Origin of the sequence: Cupriavidus sp. WS, from assembly GCF_000395345.1 — a bacterium.
Taxonomy (GTDB): Bacteria; Pseudomonadota; Gammaproteobacteria; order Burkholderiales; family Burkholderiaceae; genus Cupriavidus; species Cupriavidus basilensis_B.
Genome location: NZ_AQPL01000085.1, coordinates 1 through 20595, shown reverse-complemented (window position 1 = coordinate 20595; position 20595 = coordinate 1). Strand labels below are relative to the sequence as shown.

At 66.7% G+C, this 20595-nt stretch carries 25 protein-coding genes and 1 pseudogene; 24 read left to right on the top strand and 2 right to left on the bottom strand.

Annotated elements, in window-relative coordinates; all coding sequences use genetic code 11:
* The first annotated feature begins 70 nt into the window (after positions 1–70).
* The 21 genes from K206_RS0108840 (at position 71) to K206_RS0108740 (ending at position 16302) form a co-directional block, all read left to right on the top strand.
* Positions 71–388 (top strand): lipid asymmetry maintenance protein MlaB, encoded by a 318-nt coding sequence (locus K206_RS0108840; RefSeq protein ID WP_020202053.1) that lies wholly within the window; start codon positions 71–73, stop codon positions 386–388.
* Between the two features lie 254 nt (positions 389–642).
* Entirely contained in the window at positions 643–1593 is a 951-nt protein-coding gene (locus K206_RS0108835; protein WP_020202052.1) for an ABC transporter ATP-binding protein, read from the top strand.
* Positions 1594–1658: 65 nt separating this feature from the next.
* Positions 1659–2429 (top strand): ABC transporter permease, encoded by a 771-nt coding sequence (locus tag K206_RS0108830; protein WP_043365920.1) that lies wholly within the window; start codon positions 1659–1661, stop codon positions 2427–2429.
* Positions 2430–2537: 108 nt separating this feature from the next.
* Positions 2538–2783: a BolA family protein gene (locus K206_RS0108825; protein ID WP_020202050.1), complete on the top strand. Its 246-nt coding sequence runs from the start codon at positions 2538–2540 to the stop codon at positions 2781–2783.
* Positions 2784–2970: 187 nt separating this feature from the next.
* Positions 2971–4221 carry a UDP-N-acetylglucosamine 1-carboxyvinyltransferase gene (gene murA, locus K206_RS0108820; RefSeq protein WP_020202049.1) on the top strand — a complete coding sequence of 417 codons (1251 nt, stop codon included), beginning with the start codon at positions 2971–2973 and terminating at the stop codon, positions 4219–4221.
* Between the two features lie 32 nt (positions 4222–4253).
* Positions 4254–4916 carry an ATP phosphoribosyltransferase gene (hisG, locus tag K206_RS0108815; RefSeq protein WP_029043393.1) on the top strand — a complete coding sequence of 221 codons (663 nt, stop codon included), beginning with the start codon at positions 4254–4256 and terminating at the stop codon, positions 4914–4916.
* Between the two features lie 64 nt (positions 4917–4980).
* Positions 4981–6318, top strand: coding sequence for a histidinol dehydrogenase (hisD, locus tag K206_RS0108810; RefSeq protein WP_020202047.1), 1338 nt, complete (start codon positions 4981–4983; stop codon positions 6316–6318).
* Positions 6319–6367: 49 nt separating this feature from the next.
* The gene (gene hisC, locus K206_RS0108805; RefSeq protein ID WP_020202046.1) at positions 6368–7468 is read left to right on the top strand and encodes a histidinol-phosphate transaminase; all 1101 of its coding nucleotides are present in this window, start codon (positions 6368–6370) and stop codon (positions 7466–7468) included.
* Positions 7469–7472: 4 nt separating this feature from the next.
* The gene (gene hisB, locus K206_RS0108800) at positions 7473–8066 is read left to right on the top strand and encodes an imidazoleglycerol-phosphate dehydratase HisB (protein ID WP_020202045.1); all 594 of its coding nucleotides are present in this window, start codon (positions 7473–7475) and stop codon (positions 8064–8066) included.
* Positions 8067–8222: 156 nt separating this feature from the next.
* The gene (locus K206_RS0108795; RefSeq protein ID WP_020202044.1) at positions 8223–8846 is read left to right on the top strand and encodes a MarC family protein; all 624 of its coding nucleotides are present in this window, start codon (positions 8223–8225) and stop codon (positions 8844–8846) included.
* Positions 8843–9496 (top strand): imidazole glycerol phosphate synthase subunit HisH, encoded by a 654-nt coding sequence (hisH, locus tag K206_RS0108790; protein ID WP_043365917.1) that lies wholly within the window; start codon positions 8843–8845, stop codon positions 9494–9496. The genes K206_RS0108795 and hisH overlap by 4 nt, the downstream gene beginning before the upstream one ends.
* Positions 9497–9591: 95 nt before the next feature.
* Entirely contained in the window at positions 9592–10338 is a 747-nt protein-coding gene (gene hisA, locus K206_RS0108785) for a 1-(5-phosphoribosyl)-5-[(5-phosphoribosylamino)methylideneamino]imidazole-4-carboxamide isomerase (protein WP_029043391.1), read from the top strand.
* A gap of 79 nt (positions 10339–10417) precedes the next feature.
* Positions 10418–11188, top strand: a complete 771-nt coding sequence (gene hisF / locus K206_RS0108780; RefSeq protein WP_020202041.1) for an imidazole glycerol phosphate synthase subunit HisF — start codon at positions 10418–10420, stop codon at positions 11186–11188.
* A gap of 23 nt (positions 11189–11211) precedes the next feature.
* Positions 11212–11619: a phosphoribosyl-AMP cyclohydrolase gene (hisI, locus tag K206_RS0108775; protein ID WP_020202040.1), complete on the top strand. Its 408-nt coding sequence runs from the start codon at positions 11212–11214 to the stop codon at positions 11617–11619.
* Between the two features lie 11 nt (positions 11620–11630).
* Entirely contained in the window at positions 11631–12011 is a 381-nt protein-coding gene (locus K206_RS0108770) for a phosphoribosyl-ATP diphosphatase (protein WP_020202039.1), read from the top strand.
* Positions 12012–12077: 66 nt separating this feature from the next.
* Positions 12078–12452 (top strand): membrane protein, encoded by a 375-nt coding sequence (locus tag K206_RS0108765; RefSeq protein WP_020202038.1) that lies wholly within the window; start codon positions 12078–12080, stop codon positions 12450–12452.
* Positions 12453–12557: 105 nt separating this feature from the next.
* Positions 12558–12914, top strand: coding sequence for a histidine triad nucleotide-binding protein (locus K206_RS0108760; protein ID WP_020202037.1), 357 nt, complete (start codon positions 12558–12560; stop codon positions 12912–12914).
* A gap of 183 nt (positions 12915–13097) precedes the next feature.
* Positions 13098–13331, top strand: coding sequence for a Sec-independent protein translocase subunit TatA (gene tatA / locus K206_RS0108755; RefSeq protein ID WP_020202036.1), 234 nt, complete (start codon positions 13098–13100; stop codon positions 13329–13331).
* A 145-nt stretch (positions 13332–13476) separates the two neighbouring features.
* Positions 13477–13989 carry a Sec-independent protein translocase protein TatB gene (tatB, locus tag K206_RS0108750; RefSeq protein WP_020202035.1) on the top strand — a complete coding sequence of 171 codons (513 nt, stop codon included), beginning with the start codon at positions 13477–13479 and terminating at the stop codon, positions 13987–13989.
* A 142-nt stretch (positions 13990–14131) separates the two neighbouring features.
* Positions 14132–14929, top strand: a complete 798-nt coding sequence (gene tatC / locus K206_RS0108745) for a twin-arginine translocase subunit TatC (RefSeq protein ID WP_020202034.1) — start codon at positions 14132–14134, stop codon at positions 14927–14929.
* A gap of 245 nt (positions 14930–15174) precedes the next feature.
* Positions 15175–16302 carry a porin gene (locus K206_RS0108740; protein ID WP_020202033.1) on the top strand — a complete coding sequence of 376 codons (1128 nt, stop codon included), beginning with the start codon at positions 15175–15177 and terminating at the stop codon, positions 16300–16302.
* A gap of 582 nt (positions 16303–16884) precedes the next feature.
* Here the strand turns inward: K206_RS0108740 and K206_RS0108735 are convergent.
* On the bottom strand, positions 16885–18081 hold the full coding sequence (locus tag K206_RS0108735; protein WP_020202032.1) for a Do family serine endopeptidase: 1197 nt from the start codon (positions 18079–18081) through the stop codon (positions 16885–16887).
* A gap of 19 nt (positions 18082–18100) precedes the next feature.
* On the opposite strand from K206_RS0108735, the gene K206_RS0108730 reads away from it, so the two are divergent.
* Positions 18101–18847: a Nif3-like dinuclear metal center hexameric protein gene (locus tag K206_RS0108730; RefSeq protein ID WP_029043390.1), complete on the top strand. Its 747-nt coding sequence runs from the start codon at positions 18101–18103 to the stop codon at positions 18845–18847.
* A gap of 87 nt (positions 18848–18934) precedes the next feature.
* Here K206_RS0108730 and mscL read toward each other — a convergent pair whose 3' ends face one another.
* Positions 18935–19372, bottom strand: a complete 438-nt coding sequence (gene mscL / locus K206_RS0108725) for a large conductance mechanosensitive channel protein MscL (protein ID WP_029043389.1) — start codon at positions 19370–19372, stop codon at positions 18935–18937.
* Positions 19373–19584: 212 nt separating this feature from the next.
* On the opposite strand from mscL, the gene petA reads away from it, so the two are divergent.
* Positions 19585–20202, top strand: coding sequence for a ubiquinol-cytochrome c reductase iron-sulfur subunit (gene petA, locus K206_RS0108720; protein ID WP_029043388.1), 618 nt, complete (start codon positions 19585–19587; stop codon positions 20200–20202).
* Positions 20203–20204: 2 nt separating this feature from the next.
* Positions 20205–20595, top strand: a pseudogene (locus K206_RS37830) (cytochrome bc complex cytochrome b subunit); the annotation flags it as partial.

Below are 20595 nucleotides of genomic sequence, written 5' to 3'. Positions count from 1 at the left end.
CCCGCCCCGACTGGCGGGTGCGCCGTTCAGTTCCTGAAGTCCCTTATCCGCAAAGCCCTGGCTCCCTTCGATGCTCTCGCTCGACACTTCGCTGACCAACCGCAACGCCGCCGCCGTGCTGCGTGACGGGCTGGCTCGCCTGGCCCAGGGCGAAGACCGGGTGGACTGCAGCGCGCTGGCCCAGGTGGATTCCGCCGCGGTCGCCGTGCTGCTGGCCTGGCAGCGCGATGCCGCCGGCCGCGGGCAGGTCCTGTCCTTCGTCGGCGTGCCGGCGCAACTGGCCCAGCTGGCCACGCTGTACGGCGTCGACTCCCTGCTGCAACTGGCGCCCGCCGCGGACGCCGGCGCGCCGTCCGACGCTTCTCACCGGGCCTCCCACCGACATTGAACCGGCATCCGTGGCAGGCCGCCGTGCTGGCGCCTGCTACCGCGATGCCCGGGCGATGGCACGCGCCACGCCTCGCGCACACAGCGGGACTGCTCCCGCATCCCCTATAATTCCGGGTTGTTCGACCGTTCCGGCACAAAAAGGCACGGACCAGACGCAAGACCCGGTCGAAGCACCCAAGGCGGTCCCCGCCATTTCAAGGAGGCCGGCGCGCGAGCCCGCAGCCCGCAGCGCCTGCCAAACAGTATCCGGCCATGAAAGCCATCGAACTCACCGATGTTCGCAAGCGCTACCGCAACCTGCAGGCGCTCAAGGGCGTCAGCTTCACCGTCGAGCGCGGCGAATTCTTCGGCCTGCTCGGCCCCAACGGTGCCGGCAAGACCACGCTGATCTCCATTCTCGCGGGCCTGAACCGCGCCGATTCCGGCAGCGTGCGCGTGCTCGGCCACGATGTCGTGTCCGATTACCGGCTGGCGCGCCGCATGCTGGGCGTGGTGCCGCAGGAACTGGTCTTCGATCCGTTCTTCACCGTGCGCGAGACGCTGCGCCTGCAGTCGGGCTACTTCGGCCTGACCCGCAACGACGACTGGATCGACGAGATCATGGCCAACCTCGATCTCACCAACAAGGCCGACAGCAACATGCGCCAGCTCTCCGGCGGCATGAAGCGCCGCGTGCTGGTGGCGCAGGCGCTGGTGCACCGCCCGCCCGTGATCGTGCTCGACGAGCCGACCGCCGGCGTGGACGTGGAACTGCGCCAGACGCTGTGGAAGTTCATCTCGCGCCTGAACCGCGAAGGCCACACCATCATCCTCACCACGCACTACCTGGAAGAGGCCGAGGCGCTGTGCGACCGCATCGCCATGCTCAAGTTCGGCGAGGTGGTGGCGCTGGACCGCACCAGCAACCTGCTGAGCCAGTTCGCCGGCCTGCAGCTTGCGCTGACATTTTCGCGTGGTACCTTGCCGCCCGCGCTGGAGCCGCTGCGCATGCCCGCCAACCCGGGCGAGCGCGCGGTGCGCCTGCGCCTGTCCGGCTATCCGGCGGTCGAGCCGATCCTGGCCGCCTGCCGCGAAGCCGGCTGCGAGATCGAGGACATGGAAATCAACAAGGCGGACCTGGAGGACGTGTTCGTGCAGATCATGCGCCGCGAAGGCCATATGCCCGGCGCGCTGCCGGATACGGCGGTGGAGGCCGCAGCATGAAGATGCCGACCGAATTCGACCGCGCGACGGATGTCCCGGACGCTCTCAACGCGCACCTGGCGCCGATGGCGGTGGGCGGCCTGGTGGGCTTCCGCACGCTGCTCTACAAGGAAGTGCTGCGTTTCTGGAAGGTCAGCTTCCAGACCGTGGCCGCGCCCGTGCTCACGGCGATCCTCTACCTGCTGATCTTCGGCCACGTGCTCGAAGACCGCGTGAAGGTGTACGACCAGATCAGCTACACCGCCTTCCTGGTGCCCGGCCTGGTGATGATGAGCGTGCTGCAGAATGCGTTCGCCAACAGCTCGTCGTCGCTGATCCAGTCCAAGATCACCGGCAACCTGGTGTTCATCATGCTGCCGCCGCTGTCGCACTGGGAGATGTTCGGCGCCTACGTGGTGGCCTCCGTGGTGCGCGGGTTGGCCGTGGGCCTGGGCGTGCTGCTGGTGACCGCGTGGTTCGCGCACCTGCATTTCGCCTACATCGGCTGGATCCTGGCGTTCGCGCTGCTGGGCGCGGCCATCCTCGGCACGCTGGGGCTGATCGCCGGCATCTGGGCGGAGAAGTTCGACCAGCTCGCCGCGTTCCAGAATTTCCTGATCATGCCGGCCACGTTCCTGTCCGGCGTGTTCTACTCGATCCACTCGCTGCCCCCGTTCTGGCAGGCGGTGTCGCACGCCAACCCGTTCTTCTACATGATCGACGGCTTCCGCTACGGCTTCTTCGGCGTCTCCGACGTGGCGCCGGCCTACAGCCTGGCGGTGGTGGGCACGGCCTTCGTGGTGCTCGCGGCTGTCGCGCTGCGCATGCTCAAGAGCGGCTACAAGCTGCGCCACTGAACGCCGCCCGCCGACGCCAATCCGACGCCAATCCGACGCCAACCCGCCGCCAACCCGCCGCCAATCCGCCGCCATCGGCCCGCACGCGAACCAACGCCAATACTCATCATGCTGCCTACACCGCAACAAGTCAGGGACTACATCGCCCAGGGCCTGCCCTGCGAACACCTCGAAGTGGAGGGCGACGGCCAGCACTTCTTCGCCACCATCGTGAGCGCCCAGTTCGACGGCAAGCGCCTGATCCAGCGCCACCAGCAGGTCTACGCCGCGCTGGGCGAGCGCATGCGCGCCGAGATCCACGCGCTGTCGATGAAGACGCTGACGCCGGCCGAATGGCAGGCGCAGGCCAAGTAAGCCACAGCAAGCCACGCCGCTCGGAACATCAAGCTGGCCGCCCGACAGGCCGGACGTGACAAACAGGGCCGCCCGGCGCGGCCCGCGGGTACCAGACACCGCGGACGGGCGCGCCGATGCGCCGGCCGCGGAATGTGACGAACGATGCCGGGCGCGCACCATGCGCACCGGCCGGAAAAGACAGAAGATGGACAAACTCGAGATCCAGGGCAATGGCCCGCTGCGCGGCGAGATCCGCGTCTCGGGCGCCAAGAATGCCGCGCTGCCGATCCTGTGCGCGGGGCTGCTGGCGGCCGATACCGTATCGCTCGACAACGTGCCCAACCTGCAGGACGTCAGCACCACGCTCAAGCTGCTGCGCCAGATGGGCATGCAGGCCGTGCAGGACGGCGCGCGCGTCACGCTCGATGGCACCGGCGTCAACCTGCCCGAGGCGCCCTACGAACTGGTGAAGACCATGCGCGCCTCGATCCTGGTGCTCGGCCCGCTGGTGGCGCGCTTCGGCGAGGCGCGCGTGTCGCTGCCCGGCGGCTGCGCCATCGGCGCGCGCCCGGTCGACCAGCACATCAAGGGCCTGCAGGCGATGGGCGCCGAGATCGCCATCGAGCACGGCTTCATCCACGCCCGCGCCAGGCGCCTGAAGGGCACGCGCGTGGTGACGGACATGATCACCGTGACCGGCACCGAGAACCTGCTGATGGCCGCCACGCTGGCCGAGGGCGAGACCGTGCTGGAGAACGCCGCGCGCGAGCCGGAAGTGACCGACCTGGCCAACCTGCTGGTCAAGATGGGCGCGCGCATCGACGGCATCGGCACCGACCGCCTGGTGGTGCAGGGCGTGGCGCGCCTGCACGGCGCCAGCCACACCGTGATCGGCGACCGCATCGAGGCCGGCACCTTCCTGTGCGCGGCCGCGGCCACGCTGGGCGACGTGGTGCTGCGCGGCATCCCGCCGGGCATCCTGGACGCGGTGCTCGACAAGCTGCGCGAGACCGGCGCGGCGATCGAGACCGGCGAGGACTGGATCCGCCTGAGCATGGCCCGCCGCCCGCAGCCGGTCGGCTTCCGCACCTCGGAATACCCGGCCTTCCCCACCGACATGCAGGCGCAGTTCATGGCGCTCGACAGCATCGCCGGCGGCGTGGCGCGCATCACCGAGACCATTTTCGAGAACCGCTTCATGCACGTGCAGGAGCTCAACCGGCTCGGCGCGGACATCGCGGTCGAAGGCAACACCGCGGTCGTGACCGGCGTGCCCCGGCTGTCGGGCGCCAGGGTGATGGCCACCGACCTGCGCGCCTCGGCCAGCCTGGTGATCGCCGGCCTGGTGGCCGAGGGCGAGACCGTGATCGACCGCATCTATCACCTCGACCGCGGTTACGACCGCATGGAAGACAAGCTGTCGGCCGTCGGCGCGAAGATCCGCCGCATCGCCTGAGCGAGACCACAGCAGACAGAACAAGGACGCAGATGAGCCCCTCCCCGAACCAGTTGACGCTGGCCCTCTCCAAGGGCCGGATCTTCACCGAAACCATGCCGCTGCTCGAGGCGGCCGGCATCCACGTGACCGAGGATCCCGAAACCTCGCGCAAGCTGATCCTGCCCACCTCCGACCCGGACGTGCGCGTCATCATCGTGCGCGCCTCGGACGTGCCGACCTACGTGCAGTACGGCGCGGCCGACTTCGGCGTGGCGGGCAAGGACGTGCTGATGGAGCACGGCATGGCCGGGCTCTACGCGCCGATCGACCTGAACATCGCCCGCTGCCGCATGTCGGTGGCGACCTCGGCCGGCTTCGACTACGCCAGCGCCGTGCGCCAGGGCGCGCGCCTGGCGGTGGCCACCAAGTATGTGCAGACGGCGCGCGAGCACTTCGCCAAGAAGGGCGTGCACGTGGACCTGATCAAGCTGTATGGCTCGATGGAACTCGGGCCGCTGGTGGGGCTGGCCGACGCCATCGTCGACCTGGTCAGCACCGGCGGGACCTTGCGCGCCAACAACCTGGTCGAAGTGGAGGAGATCGCGCAGATCTCGTCGCGCCTGGTGGTCAACCAGGCTGCCCTCAAGCTCAAGCGCGAGCGGCTGGCCCCGATTCTCGAGGCGTTCGAACGCGCTTCGGCCGCGCTGGCCTGAAGCCGCGCGCGATGAAGAGGGTGCGATGGAGACGGACAAGGGCATGGACCCGGAGACTGGAGTCATGAACGAATACGCTATGGAAAATCTCGCAATCCGCCGGCTGGATTCGACCGAACCGGATTTCGCGGCCGCGCTGCGCCACGTGCTGGCCTTCGAGGCCGGCGAGGATGAGGCCATCGACCGCGCCGCGGCGCAGATCCTGGCCGACGTGAAGGCCCGCGGCGACGCCGCGGTGCTGGAATACACCGAGCGCTTCGACCGCGTGAAGGCCGGCTCGATGGCCGCGCTGGAACTGTCGCAGGCCGAGCTCGAAGCCGCGCTCGAGGAGCTCGAGCCCAAGCGCCGCGCGGCGCTGGAGGCGGCCGCGGCGCGCGTGCGCGCCTACCACGAGAAGCAGAAGATCGAGTGCGGCAGCCACAGTTGGGAGTACACCGAGTCCGACGGCACCGTGCTGGGCCAGAAGGTGACGCCGCTGGACCGCGTCGGCATCTACGTGCCGGGCGGCAAGGCCGCCTATCCGTCCTCGGTGCTGATGAACGCGATTCCGGCGCGCGTGGCCGGCGTCAAGGAAGTCATCATGGTCGTGCCCACGCCGGGCGGCGTGCGCAACGAGCTGGTGCTGGCCGCGGCGCAGATCGCCGGCGTGGACCGGGTGTTTACCATCGGCGGCGCGCAGGCGGTGGGGGCGCTGGCCTACGGCACCGCCACGCTGCCGCAGGTCGACAAGATCGTCGGCCCCGGCAACGCCTACGTGGCCGCGGCCAAGCGCCGCGTGTTCGGCACGGTGGGCATCGACATGATCGCCGGCCCGTCCGAGATTCTCGTCATCTGCGACGGCACCACCGACCCCGACTGGGTGGCGATGGACCTGTTCTCGCAGGCCGAGCATGACGAGCTGGCGCAGTCGATCCTGCTGTGCCCGGACTCCAACTACCTCGCGGAAGTGGAGCAGAGCATACATCGCCAAATCAAGGCCATGCCGCGCCGCGACGTGATCCGCGCCTCGCTGTCCGGCCGCGGCGCGCTGGTGCGCGTGCGCGACATGGACGAGGCCTGCGAGATCGCCAACGCGATCGCGCCCGAGCACCTGGAGATTTCCGCCGAGAACCCGCGCCACTGGGCCGAGAAGATCCGCCACGCCGGCGCGATCTTCCTGGGCCGCTACACCAGCGAGTCGCTGGGCGACTACTGCGCCGGCCCCAACCACGTGCTGCCCACCTCGCGCACCGCGCGCTTCTCGTCGCCGCTGGGCGTGTACGACTTCCAGAAGCGCTCGAGCCTGATCGAGGTGAGCGAGCAGGGCGCGCAGATGCTCGGCCAGATCGCCGCCGAGCTGGCCTACGGCGAGGGCCTGCAGGCCCACGCGCGCAGCGCGGAGTACCGCCTGCGGCGCAATTGAGGCAACCACCGGTTTCACCACCACCCAGACCATCCAAGAGGTAACGTCAATGTCAGCAGTCCAGCCTTCCCTGATCGAACGCATCATCCGTGACGACGTGCGCGCCATGGGCGCCTATCATGTGGCGGAGTCGCACGGTCTGGTGAAGCTGGACGCGATGGAGAACCCCTACCGCCTGCCCGACGCGCTGCGCGACCAGCTCGCCGCGCGCCTGGCCGAGGTGGCGCTCAACCGCTACCCGGTGCCCAGCAGCGAAGCGCTACGCGCGCGCCTGAAGACGGTGATGCAGGTGCCGGCGGGCATGGACGTGCTGCTCGGCAACGGCTCCGACGAGCTCATCAGCATCCTGGCGCTGGCCGTGGCCAGGCCCGGCGCCAAGGTGCTGGCCCCGGTGCCGGGCTTCGTCATGTACGCCATCTCGGCGCAGTTCGCCGGCGTGGGGTTCGTCGGCGTGCCGCTCAAGGCGGATTTCACGCTCGACCGCGCCGCCATGCTCGCGGCGATGGCCGAGCACCAGCCCGCCGTGGTCTATCTGGCCTACCCGAACAATCCGACCGGCAACGCGTTCGACGCGGCCGACATGGAAGCCATCGTGCGCGCGGCGCAGGGCGAGGTCAGCCACAGCCTGGTGGTGGTGGACGAGGCCTACCAGCCGTTCGCGCACGACACCTGGATGCCGCGCCTGGCCGAGTTCGGCAACCTGCTGGTGATGCGCACGGTGTCCAAGCTGGGGCTGGCCGGCATCCGCCTGGGCTACCTCGCCGGCGCGCCCGAGTGGCTGTCGCAGCTCGACAAGGTGCGCCCGCCGTACAACGTCAACGTGCTGACCGAGGCCACCGCGCTGTTCGTGCTCGAACACGTCGACGTGCTCGACCAGCAGGCCGCGCTGCTGCGCGCCGAGCGCACCGCCGTGGCGGCGGCGCTGGCGGCCATGCCGGGGGTGACGGTATTCCCCAGCGACGCCAATTTCCTGCTGGCGCGCGTGCCCGACGCCGCGCGCGTGTTCGACGGCGTGCTCGCGCGCAAGGTCTTGATCAAGAACGTGAGTAAAATGCACCCGTTGCTGGCCAATTGTCTGCGCGTTACGGTCAGCACTCCCGAAGAGAACGCGCAATTTCTCGCCGCCTTCGCCGCGGCGTTGCAGGATTAACACCATGCGTGTTGCAGAGGTCACCCGCAATACATCGGAGACGCAGATCCGCGTTTCCCTGAATCTCGACGGCACCGGCCGCCAGAAGCTGGCGTCGGGCGTGCCGTTCCTCGACCACATGCTGGACCAGATCGCCCGCCACGGCATGTTCGACCTCGAGGTCGAAGCCACCGGCGACACGCACATCGACGACCACCACACGGTGGAGGACATCGGCATCGCCTTCGGCCAGGCCGTTGCCAAGGCCATCGGCGACAAGAAGGGCATCACCCGCTACGGCCACAGCTACGTGCCGCTGGACGAATGCCTGTCGCGCGTCGTCATCGATTTCTCCGGCCGGCCCGGCCTGGAATTCCACGTGCCGTTCACGCGCGCGCGCGTCGGCAGCTTCGACGTGGACCTCACCATCGAGTTCTTCCGCGGCTTCGTCAACCATGCCGCGGTCACGCTGCATGTCGACAACCTGCGCGGCATCAATGCCCACCACCAGTGCGAGACCGTGTTCAAGGCCTTCGGCCGCGCGCTGCGCATGGCGGTGGAGATGGACCCGCGCGCGGGCAACACGATTCCCTCGACCAAGGGCACCCTGGTAGGCTGAGTCGCGCCGGCGCGCGGCGACCCGCGCGGCCGGCCAGGCGCCTGCGGCAACCTCCGATCAACGCGGTACCGATGCAGACCCGACGCGGGACCCGCGCGCAGCCGTGCCACGGCGCGCGCGGGCGCCGCGCCAGACCAACCGACCAGGCCCGACCCGATGGATACGCTCAAGTCGTTCATCTCGCTGCTGGCGCTGATCAATCCGATCGGGGCGATCCCGTTCTTCATCAGCCTGACCACCCAGCAGACCGAGGAGGAAAAGCTGCGCACCATCCGGATCGCGTCGGTCTCGGTGGCGATCGTGGTCGGCATCTCGGCCTTGCTCGGCCAGCAGATCATCGAGTTCTTCAATATCTCGGTGGCCTCGCTGCAGGTGGGCGGGGGCCTCATCATGATCATGATGGCCATGAACATGCTGAACGCCCAGACCAGCCGCACCCGGGCCACGCCGGAGGAGGAGGACGAGGCCGAAGCCAAGGCCAGCGTCGCGGTGGTGCCGCTGGCGCTGCCGCTGCTGACCGGGCCCGGCTCGATCAGCACGGTGATCGTCTATGCCGGCAAGACGCAGCACTGGTACCAGTTGCTGATCCTGGTCGGGATCGGGGTGGTGCTTGGCGCAGTGGTATATATGACGTTCCGCGCCGCTGACCCGATCGCCCGCGTGATCGGGCGCACCGGCATCAATATCGGCACGCGGCTGATGGGGCTGATCCTGTCGGCGCTGGCCGTAGAATTCATTGTGGACGGGCTGAAGACATTGTTGCCTGTTTTGAAATCATGACTACCATAGCAATTGTGGATTACGGCATGGGCAACCTGCGCTCCGTGGCGCAGGCACTGCGTGCCGCGGCGCCGGAGGCGGATGTTCAGGTGGTGGACCGCCCCGAGGCGATCCGCGCGGCGGACCGCGTGGTGCTGCCGGGCCAGGGCGCGATGCCGGACTGCATGGCGGCGCTCGGCGCGTCGGGCCTGCAGGAGGCCGTGATCGAGGCCGCCGCCAGCAAACCGCTGCTCGGCGTGTGCGTTGGCGAACAGATGCTGTTCGACCTGAGCAAGGAAAGCAGGATCGCGGGCGGCAGCACGCCGTGCCTGGGCCTGCTGCCGGGCGAGGTCATCCGCTTCGAGCTCGACGGGCTGACCCAGCCGGACGGCTCGCGCTACAAGGTGCCGCAGATGGGCTGGAACCGCGTGAGGCAGGTCCGCAGCCATCCGCTGTGGGCAGGCATTCCCGACAATAGCTGGTTCTATTTCGTGCACAGCTACTTCGTGCATGCGCAGGATCCGGCGCATATTGCCGGCGAGACCGACTATGGCGTCGTATTTACGAGCGCGGTGGCGCGCGATAATATTTTTGCCACGCAGTTCCACCCGGAGAAGAGCGCCGCCATGGGCTTGCAGATCTACCGGAACTTCGTGCACTGGCATCCCTGACCCTGAGGTAACGGCTTTACCGGGACCGGGCCGGACGGCCATGCTGGCCTAGGCTCATCTTTCTTCTCTTTCAATCAAACACGCTCTTCACGCTTATGTTGCTCATTCCGGCCATCGACCTGAAGGACGGTCAATGTGTACGCCTCAAACAAGGCGACATGGACCAGGCCACCGTCTTTTCCGAAGATCCCGCCGCCATGGCACGTCACTGGGTGGAACAGGGCGCGCGGCGCCTGCACCTGGTCGACCTCAATGGGGCGTTCGTGGGCAAGCCCCGCAATGAGGCCGCCATCAAGGCCATCATCGCCGAGGTTGGCGACGAGATCCCCGTGCAGCTCGGCGGCGGCATCCGCGACCTCAACACCATCGAGCGCTGGCTCGACGGCGGCCTGTCCTACGTGATCATCGGCACGGCCGCGGTCAAGAACCCGGGTTTCCTCAAGGACGCGTGCTCGGCGTTCGGCGGCCACATCATCGTCGGCCTCGACGCCCGCGAGGGCAAGGTCGCCACCGACGGCTGGAGCAAGCTGACCGGCCACGAGGTCGCCGACCTCGCGCGCAAGTACGAAGACTATGGCGTCGAAGCCATCATCTACACCGACATCGGCCGCGACGGCATGCTGCAAGGCATCAACATCGATGCCACCGTCAAGCTGGCGCAGTCCGCGGCCATTCCCGTGATCGCCAGCGGCGGGCTGTCGAACCTGGCCGACATCGAACGCCTGTGCGGCGTGCAGAAGGATGGCGTCGAAGGCGTCATCTGCGGCCGCGCCATCTACTCCGGCGATCTGAACTTCGCCGAAGCCCAGACGCTGGCCGACAAGCTCGGCGCCGAGCAGTAAGACCCCGCGCGTTGCCGCGCGACAGTTGCAGCCGTCAGCGCCCGCGAGAGCCAGGCGCCGGCGGCGGGCAAGGAACCTCATGCTAGCCAAACGTATCATCCCCTGCCTCGACGTGACCAACGGGCGGGTGGTCAAGGGTGTCAACTTCGTCGAATTGCGCGACGCGGGGGACCCGGTCGAGATCGCCCGCCGCTACGACGAGCAGGGCGCCGATGAAATCACTTTCCTGGACATCACCGCGACCAGCGACGGCCGCGACCTGATCCTGCACATCATCGAGGCGGTCGCCTCGCAGGTCTTCATCCCGCTCACGGTGGGCGGCGGCGTGCGCGCCGTGGAAGACGTGCGGCGCCTGCTCAATGCCGGCGCGGACAAGATCAGCGTCAACTCCTCGGCCATCGCCAACCCGCAGCTGGTGTCCGATGCCACCGCGCGCTACGGCTCGCAGTGCATCGTGGTGGCGATCGACGCCAAGCGCAGCTCCGCGCCGGGCGAGCCGGCGCGCTGGGAAGTCTTCACCCACGGCGGGCGCAAGGCGACCGGGCTCGACGCGGTCGAATGGGCGCGCGAGATGACCGCGCGCGGCGCCGGCGAACTGCTGCTCACCAGCATGGACCGCGACGGCACTCGCAGCGGCTTCGACCTCGAGCTCACGCGCGCGGTCAGCGACGCGGTATCGGTGCCGGTGATCGCCTCGGGCGGCGTGGGCGGGCTGCAGGACCTGGCCGACGGCATCAAGCTCGGCCGCGCCGACGCGGTGCTGGCCGCCAGCATCTTCCACTACGGCGAGCACACCGTGGGCGAGGCGAAGGCATTCATGGCCCGCGAGGGCATCCCGGTGCGGATCTGAACTCTGGAACACGGCGAACCGACATGGCAAAGAAGTGGCTCAACAAGGTGAAGTGGGACGACAACGGCCTGGTGCCGGTGATCGTCCAGGAAGTCGGCTCGAACGACGTACTCATGTTTGCGTTCATGAACCGCGAAGCGCTCCAGCGCACCGCGGAGATCGGCGAGGCCGTGTTCTGGTCGCGCTCGCGCAAGCGCCTGTGGCACAAGGGCGAGGAATCCGGCCACGTGCAGAAGGTGCATGAGATGCGCCTGGACTGCGACGAGGACGTGGTGCTGCTCAAGGTCACGCAGGACGGCGGCATCGCCTGCCACACCGGGCGGCACTCCTGCTTCTTCCAGAAATTCGAGGGCGACGCCGAGAACGGCGACTGGCAGACCGTGGAGCCGGTGCTCAAGGACCCGTCCACCATCTACGCGGCCAAGCCATGAGTCAGGGCGACATGCAAGACGAAACCCGGACAAGCAGCGCCGACGTGCTGGCCCGCCTGGCCGCGGTGCTGGAATCGCGCAAGCCCGAGAACGGCGGCGATCCCGACAAATCCTACGTGGCGCGCCTGTTCCACAAGGGCGACGATGCCATCCTGAAGAAGATCGGCGAGGAAGCCACCGAGACCGTGATGGCCGCCAAGGATGCGCGCGCCGCCGGGCTCGGCGCGGAAGCCGTCGGCAAGGTGGTCTACGAGGTGGCCGATCTCTGGTTCCACAGCATGGTGCTGCTGGCCCGCTTCGGCCTGGAGCCGGCCGACGTGGTCAACGAGCTGGCCCGCCGCGAGGGCCTGTCCGGCCTCGAGGAAAAGGCGCGGCGCGGGCCCGGCGCCTGACGGTTTGCCGCGGGCGCCGGTGATCCGGTATCCGCGGCGGGCCACAACCAGGAGGAGCATGACGAGATGGGAGAGGTGATCACCGCCGACGGCGACCGGCTCGCCGGCCTGCGCAAGCTCACGCATATCCTGTATGCGCTGTACGCCATTTTCTGGCTGACCGGTGGCGTTACCGCGCTGATCGCTATCATCGTCGGCTACGTCAAGCGCGACGACACGCAAGGCACGCTCTACGCCTCGCATTTCGCCTGGCAGATCCGCTCCTTCTGGTGGTCGGTGGGTTGGGCGGTCCTCGGCGGCGTGCTGTTCGCCACCGTGCTCCTGATTCCGCTGGCCTTTGCCCTGTGGAGCGTCTTGTCCTTGTGGATGCTGTATCGTATCGTCAAGGGCTGGCTCTACCTGAACGACGGCAAGCCGATGTATCCGGGCCAGGCGTTCTGAAAAGCCGCTCCGGTGCCGGCCGGGAGGGGCGGCCGGGAAGGGCGGCCGGGAAGGGCGCCTCGCGGCGGCGGTCCGGCTCAATTTGCGGCGCGCAATGAAATTTTCATGAATCCACAGCAAAATTGCATCTTCTGCCGGATCGTGGCGGGCGAGCTTGCGTCGAACAAGGTCTACGAAGACGACGACATGCTGGCTTTCCATGATATTCACCCGAAAGCCCCGGTACACTTCCTGCTCATTCCCAAGGCGCATGTCGATTCGCTGGCCGATTGCGGACCCGGCGACGGCGCCGTGCTTGCTAAAATGATGTTGAAGGTGCCTGAGCTGGCGCGTGCGGCAGGCTGTGGGAACGGTTTCCGGACGGTGATCAATACCGGCCCGGATGGCGGACAGGAGGTCTACCACCTCCATCTGCATGTGCTCGGCGGTCCGCGCAACCAGTGGAAGGTGGCGCTGCCCTGAACGCGGTGCCCGGCGCTGGCCGGCCGGCCCCGGCCAGGCCGGCAGCCAACCCATGCAGGACCGCGGGCCGGCTGGCCCACGGTCAGACGCCGTGCCGGCAACCGTCGCCCGGCATGGCATTCAGTGACGGAACAACGAGCCGGGGTGGCAAGGTGCCGCCCCCGGCTTCATCAGGAGCAGAAAATGGGTTCGTTTAGCATTTGGCACTGGCTCATCGTGCTGGTGATCGTCATGCTGGTCTTTGGCACCAAGAAGCTGCGCAACATCGGCCAGGACCTGGGCGGCGCGGTCAAGGGCTTCAAGGACGGCATGAAGGACGCCAACGGCGAGGACGCCGCGGCGACCGCGCCGGCCAAGGAGCTGCGCGACAGCACCACGATCGACGTCGAAGCCAAGGAAAAGTCGCGCCAGCAGTAAGCGCGACACGATCCTTGCCGGCTTTCCCGATGTTCCTTCTCCCGCCAGCCATGCCCTGCGTGCCGGCCCCGCCGCGGCAGGCTTGCCCGCGTGGGGCCCCGTGTGCCGCGGCGGCTGGCGGCGGCCCTTTCTTCCCGACGCTCGCATGATCGATCTCGGCATTTCCAAGCTTGCACTGATCGGCGCCGTGGCGCTGGTGGTGATCGGTCCCGAGCGGCTGCCGAAGGTGGCGCGCACGGTCGGCGCGCTGGTTGGCCGCGCGCAACGCTATATCAATGACGTCAAGGCGGAAGTCAGCCGCGAGGTCGAGCTCGACGAACTGCGCAAGATGCGCACGGAGTTCGAGGATGCCGCGCGCGACGTGGAGCGCACCGTCCACAAGGAGGTGCACGAGCACGCGCAGTCCTTCAGCGACGCGCTGTCCGGCACTGATGCTGGCGCCGCGGCGCCGGGGCTGGCCGCCGACAGCGGCCACGTGCCCTCGTGGGACACGGCGCACAAGCTCCACAACGGCCGCAAGAGCTGGCGCGTCAAGCAGGGCGCGCAGCCGCTGTGGTACAAGCGCCAGCACAATGTCCGCGTGTGGGCGCAGTCGGGCGCCGCGCGCGTCAAGCGCCACCGTCCCGCCACCGGTCCCGCACGCTCTTTCTTCGATTGAGCATGACGGGGTTTGCCATCACGCCGGTACCCGGCCGGCTGTCGCTGTCGTGCGCTCCGACCAGCGCACCGTGCCGCCGTCCCGTGTCCGGTTCCGCCACCGATTTCTCCATGCCAGCCCGCCCGGCTGAGCGGTCCACGCCATGAGCGACTCCCGTTCCCAAGATCCCCACGACCCGCAGGACGAAGGCCAGCAGGAAACCTTCATCTCTCACCTGGTGGAGCTGCGCTCGCGTATCGTCAAGGCTGCCTCGGGCGTGATCCTGGTGTTCGTCAGCCTGATCTACTGGGCGCCCAACATCTTCAACCTGTTCGCCCGGCCGCTGATGGAGAACCTGCCCAAGGGCGGCAAGATGATCGTCACCGACGTGACCGGCTCGTTCTTCGTGCCGATGAAGGTCACGCTGCTGGTGGCCTTCCTGATCGCGCTGCCCTGGGTGCTGTACCAGGTCTGGCAGTTCGTCGCGCCCGGTCTCTACCAGCATGAGAAACGGCTGATTGTGCCGCTGGTCAGCAGCAGCTACGTGCTGTTCATCTGCGGCGTGGCCTTCGCCTACTTCCTGGTGTTCCCCACGGTGTTCCATTTCATGGCGCACTACAACGCGCCGCTCGGGGCCGAGATGTCGACCGACATCGACAAATACCTGAGCTTCGCCATGACCATGTTCCTGGCGTTCGGCATCACGTTCGAAGTCCCCGTGGTGGTGATCGTGCTGGTGCGCTTCGGCGTGGTCGAGCTGGACAAGCTCAAGCAGATCCGGCCCTACGTGATCGTCGGCGCCTTCGTGATCGCGGCCGTGGTGACGCCGCCGGACGTGCTGTCGCAACTGCTGCTGGCGGTGCCGCTGGTGGCGCTGTACGAGCTCGGCCTGATCATGGCGCGCTTCACCGCCAAGCCCGTCGCGGCGAACCCCGCGGGCAGCGAAGCGCAGCCGGACTGACCGTTGCGCCGCCGCAGCGCAGCAAAGCTGCGGCGGGATACTTTTGCACCAAGTTGGGGAATATGCCTCTGCGTGCTGTTGCGACATCACAACAAAATCCCCCGCCATCCACGGTTTACGACGAAAAAGCCTTCTGGCGGCTGGGGGGGCTGACCCATAATACGCAACAGACGTGAGGTAAATGCGTCGCCCAAGCACTTGGGCAAGCCAAGATTTCCCAATCAGTTGACAAGGAAAGTGTCGATATGAAGATGAAACTGTTTGCAGCCGCTGTCGCTGCCCTGGCCGCCGGCGGTGCGTATGCCCAGTCGAGCGTGACCCTGTACGGCGTGGCCGATGCTGGCATCGAATACACCAATCACGCGACCTCGCCGAAGTCGGGTAACAACAATTCGTTCCGACTGACCTCGGGCAACCAGTCCGGTTCGCGTTGGGGCCTGCGTGGCATCGAAGATCTGGGCGGCGGTCTGAAGGGCATCTTCGTCCTGGAAAGCGGCTTCAACATCGATACCGGCACGTCGGGTCAAGGCAGCCGCCTGTTCGGTCGTCAAGCCTTCGTCGGTCTGCAAAGCCAGTACGGTCAGCTGACCTTGGGTCGTCATCAGACCCCGTTCTACGACTTCGGCCTGATCTATGATCCGATGGCCATTTCGACCCGTTACAGCATCGGTGCACAAGACAACTACATCGGCGCTTCGCGTGCCGACAACAGCGTCAAGTACATCGGCACGTTCTCGGGCCTGACGGTGCAAGCTCTGTACTCGTTCCAACGTGACGGCCAGGAAGTTCCGGGCGTGTTCACGGCTGGCCGTGAGTACGCGTTCTCGGCTAGCTACGCTGCTGGTCCGTTCTCGGTCGGCGCTGCATACGACGAGTCCAACGGCACCACCGGCGTCACCAGCGGTACCGCTGTCGCGAACAACAGCCAGATGATCCGCCGTGCTACCGTTGCCGGTACTTACGCGATCGGACCGGCAAAGGTCTACGCCGGCTACCGTTACGCTCACTCGTTCAACGGCGCAGTTCTGCCGGGCGCAATCGTTGCCAACACGGCTACGGCTCTGAGCAACAGCGTTTCGAACCTGTACTGGCTCGGCGTTGGTTACCAGCTGACCCCGGCGTTCTCGCTGACGGGCGCGGCTTACTACCAAGACTTCAAGAGCACCAGCGCAGATCCGTGGAACTTCGTTGCTACGGCTGACTACGCTCTGTCGAAGCGCACCGACCTGTACACCTCGCTGTCGTACGTCAAGAACAAGAGCAACTCGGCTCTGGGCGTGAACGGCTTCAACGGCGTCGGCACCGACAGCGCTGTTGTGACCCCGGGTCAGAACCAGTTCGGCGCTACCGTTGGTATCCGCCACAAGTTCTAATTTAACGCGGGCGTAAGCTCGCTTTAGATTGGCTTGATGCAAAACGCCGGCATCCGCAAGGATGCCGGCGTTTTGTCGTTCTGGCGGTCCATGTGCTGCATTTGCCCACATTCGCCGTGGCGTGCGCCCACGCCCGCTGTGGCATGCTGGTGGCTTGTGTCGGCTGCCCGGTGTGATGCCAGTCTCCGGCAGACCGGCTGGCAATGGCGGCCGCCTGCCATCTGCATGTGCACGGTGCGGCTAGCGCCTATCTATCGTGCATCCGGCCCGCTTGCCCACCGCGCCACGAATGGGCGCCGTCAGTTGCGGGCGCGGCGGGTCGTCGCGTGACCGCATCGGCATGGGCATGCCGGACCATGCGCATGCGCATGGCGATTCCGCGAGCGCAGCACTGGGTACGCGCCGGCGGCCCTGACGAACCTCGTTCGCGGTGCCGCGACGCACTGCGCGCGCGGCATCAGGAAGCCGCCATCGGAAACAAAAAACCCCGCCACAAGGGCGGGGTTCATCGGGCAAGGCCCGCATCGGGCGGGGCGGCGCCGGCGCACAAGGTCGTAGGCGTTGGTGTCGCGCGCGGACCTGTTATTCCTCTTCGTCCAGCGGCAGCGCACGGCGCGGCGGCGGTGGGCGCTTGCCGATCATCACCGTCAGCTCCGCCGGCTTGCCACGGCGCACCACCTTCATCTTCGCTTCCGCGCCGGGCTTGAGCTGCGCAATCGCGTTGAGCAGCGCCGTGGTGTCGGAAATGGCCTGCCCGTCGACCGAGACCAGCACATCGCCCGGCTTCACGCCGGCCTTGTCCGCGGGGCCGCCCTGGACCACGGCGGCGATCAGTGCGCCTTCCTTGGCTTCCAGGCCGAACGACTCGGCAATCTCCGGCGTCATGTCTTGCGGCTCCACGCCGATCCAGCCGCGCGTCACGCTGCCGGTGGAGATGATCGACTCCATCACCTGCTTGGCGGTCGACACCGGAATGGCGAAGCCGATGCCCAGCGAGCCGCCCGAGCGCGAATAGATGGCCGTGTTGATGCCCAGCAGGTTGCCCTGCGCATCGACCAGCGCGCCGCCCGAATTGCCCGGGTTGATGGCCGCGTCGGTCTGGATGAAGTTCTCGAAGGTGTTGATGCCCAGGTGGCTGCGGCCGAGCGCCGACACGATGCCCATCGTCACGGTCTGGCCGACGCCGAACGGGTTGCCGATCGCCAGCACCACGTCGCCCACCTTGACGTTCTCGATGCGGCCCAGCGTGATCGCGGGCAAGTCCTTCAGCGTGATCTTGAGGACGGCCAGGTCGGTCTCCGGGTCCGAGCCCACCACCTTGGCGTTCGCCTTGCGCCCGTCGGTCAGCGCGACCTCGATCTCGTCGGCGCCGTCCACCACGTGGTGGTTGGTTAGAATGTAACCTTCCGCGCTGACAATCACGCCCGAGCCCAGGCTGGACACCGGTTCCTGGCGCTCCGGCAGGCGGTCGCCGAAGAAGAAGCGGAACCACGGATCTTCCGCCTGCGGGTTGTTGGGCGTGCGCTTGGGGCCGTTCTTGCTGGTGAAGATGTTCACCACCGCTGGCATCGCCTGCTGGGCCGCGTCACTGTAGGAGCCCTGCGCCGAAGAGCCCGCCACGCTGGGGACGACTTCCTTCAGCGCGACGATGGGCGATCCGGACTGCACGGCCACCCGGCCGCGCTGCAGCCATTCCGGTTTGAGCGTGGCCACGACGAACCACACTGCCAGCACGACGGTGACAGCCTGGGCAAAGAACAGCCAGAAACGGCGCAACATATTTGAGTTTGGGCAAAAAATGAAAACAAAAGATCTTGAATTGTACTTGAACGACCTGCTCCAGGTGCCTCGATACAAAGACTATTGCCCGAACGGATGGCAAGTGCAAGGCCGTCCGGAGGTCGAAAATATCGTCACCGGGGTGACGGCGAGCCTCGCCCTGGTCGATGCCGCCATCGAGGCGGGCGCCGATGCCATTTTGGTTCACCACGGATATTTCTGGAAAAACGAAGACGCGCGGGTAATCGGACAAAAACACGCCCGCCTGAAACGCCTGCTTGGCGCGGATGTGAACCTGCTGGCTTATCACCTGCCGCTCGATAATCACCCGGAATTCGGCAATAACGCCCAGCTGGGGCAGCAATTGGGATTTACACCCACCGGCCGATTTGGCGACGACCAGCTCGGCTGGACCGGCACCCTGCCGCAGCCCATGCCGCTCGCGGCGCTGGCCGCGCACGTCGGCGGCGTGCTCGCGCGCGAGCCGCTGGCCATCGGCGACCCGGCGCAGATGATCCGCACCGTGGGCTGGTGCACCGGCGGTGCCCAGGGCTACTTCGAAGGCGCCGTGGCCGCCGGCGTGGACTGCTACCTGAGCGGCGAGATTTCCGAGCAGACCACGCACCTCGCGCGCGAGAGCGGCGTCGCCTACCTCGCCGCCGGACACCACGCCACCGAGCGCTATGGCATCCGCTCGCTCGGCGAGCATCTCGCGCAGCAGTTCGGCCTGCGCCACACCTTCATCGACATTCCGAATCCGGTCTGACCGCGCCCGGAGCCGCCCTGGGAGCCGCCACGGGCGCGGCTTATTGTCGCAGCGGGCCCCCGCGGCAGGCCTTGCGCGCGTGGTTAATCAGGCCTGGCGCGCCTTCAGGCTGTCGCGGATTTCGCGCAGCAGCACCACGTCTTCGGGTGTCGGCGCAGGCACTTCCGCGGCCGCCGGCTCCTCGGCGCGCAGCTTGTTGATGGCCCGCACCATCATGAAAATGATGAAGGCGAGGATCAGGAAGTTGACCAGGATGGTCAGGAAATTGCCGTAGGCAAACACCGGCACGCCGGCCTTCTTCAAGGCATCCAGCGTGCGCGGCACGCCTTCGGGCGGCTCCGCCAGCAGCACGAACATGTTGGAGAAATCGAGCTTGCCGATGATGCGACCCACCACCGGCATGATCAGGTCGTTGACCACCGAATCGACAATCTTGCCGAACGCCGCGCCGATAATGACACCCACGGCGAGGTCGACCACATTGCCTCGCACTGCAAAGGTCTTGAACTCTGACATCATCCCCATGCTATTTCTCCCACTGTTGCTTGTGTTGAACGGTTGTTAGGATAAAAGCCTGCCGCATCACTGCCTGTAACGCAAGCCTGCAGGCCACATCGGTGTTTTCTGTCCGATTATCGCGCGAACGTGAGCAAATCTGCGCCTTTCAATGCCACATGTGCGTAAGGTACAATTTTAGGTTGACGCAAAATCTAATTTGACATCCCCTGGGGTTTGGAATGAGTGACCAGCAAAACGTGAAGAACGTGGATAAGGGTCGCCGCAATTGGTTGATTGCGACGTCAGTCGCTGGCGGCATCGGAGGCGTGGCGGTCGCAGTGCCGTTCGTCAGCACGTTCGCGCCGTCAGAGAAAGCCAAGGCAGCCGGAGCACCAGTCGAGGCCGACATCAGCGCCCTGAAACCGGGCGAGATGATGACGGTCGAGTGGCGTGGCAAGCCCGTCTGGATCCTGAAGCGCACCGAGGAAATGCTCGCGTCGCTCAAGAAGACCGATTCCGAAGTCGCCGACCCCAACTCGGACGTGCCCTTCACCATGAAGACGCCCGAGTACTGCAAGAACGAAACGCGCTCGCGCGCCGATCACAAGGATCTCCTGGTCGTGGTCGGCATCTGCTCCCACCTGGGCTGCTCGCCCTCCGGCCCGTTCGGCGCCGGCGCCAATCCCCAGCTCGGTTCCGACCCCGGATTCCTCTGCCCCTGCCACGGTTCGACCTTCGACCTGGCTGGCCGCGTATTCAAGAACAAGCCCGCCCCGCAAAACCTCGACGTACCCCCCTACCAGTTCCTGTCCGACACGAGGATCGTGATCGGCAAGGATGAAAAAGGAGACGCTTGATCATGGCGGCAGAAAAACAAGTCAAGACGACCGGCCTGCTCGGCTGGATCGACGCCCGTTTCCCCGCGACCCAGCTCTGGGAAGACCACCTCTCCAAGTACTACGCGCCGAAGAACTTCAACTTCTGGTACTTCTTCGGTTCGCTGGCGCTGCTGGTGCTGGTCATCCAGATCGTCACCGGCATCTTCCTGGTGATGAACTACAAGCCCGACGGTACGCTCAACCCCGCTGGCGTGCCCGTGGCCTACGCCAGCGTCGAGTACATCATGCGCGAAGTGCCCTGGGGCTGGCTGGTGCGCTACATGCATTCCACCGGCGCCTCGGCCTTCTTCGTGGTGGTGTACCTGCACATGTTCCGCGGCCTGCTGTACGGCTCGTACCGCAAGCCGCGCG